The 558-nt window shown below is 43.7% G+C and carries 1 protein-coding gene; it reads left to right on the forward strand.

Features of this window, described 5'->3' with window-relative positions; all coding sequences use genetic code 11:
* Positions 1-558 (forward strand): AraC family transcriptional regulator (locus R7Q48_RS29895; RefSeq protein ID WP_318134013.1); only part of this gene is annotated, 558 nt, incomplete at both ends.

A 558-nucleotide genomic window follows, 5' to 3' on the forward strand; every position in this document is an offset into this window, starting at 1 on the left:
ACTTTCGTCGTTCGCTTATTGAAAACAATCAGATCAACAAGATTAATATTCTTGTAAAGCCGCAATGGTTAGAGTCCCGCTCGGAAGAATCGTGTTGCAGTACTGCCTTCTTTGAAACGCACCAAGCCTTTTACCACCTAGAGCTTAATCAGGCGTTAACTGAACTTGCCACCGAACTCACCAACCGGGATACACCACATCGTTTCCAAGACAAGCTCGAAATCGAAAGTTTGATTTATCAAATTCTGTTTCACGCAACACAACAAATGCCACAGGATTTTTGCCCTCAAAACACCAACAGTTACCGAGATAAAATCACCGAACGTCATAGTGATTCACGCGTGGAAAACATTGTCAGCTATATCGAAACGCACCTTGAACAAGAGTTGAGCCTCGAACACATTGCAGAGGTATTCTCGATGAGTGTGTCTAACCTACAACGCCGCTTTAAACAGTCACTTAATATGACGGTGAATGGTTATATCCGTTATCGTCGTCTTGAGATCGCAAGAGTACATTTGGAGCGTGGTTTAGTGTCGATCACTGAAGCCGCGTACG

The organism is Vibrio sp. 378 (assembly GCF_033339435.1).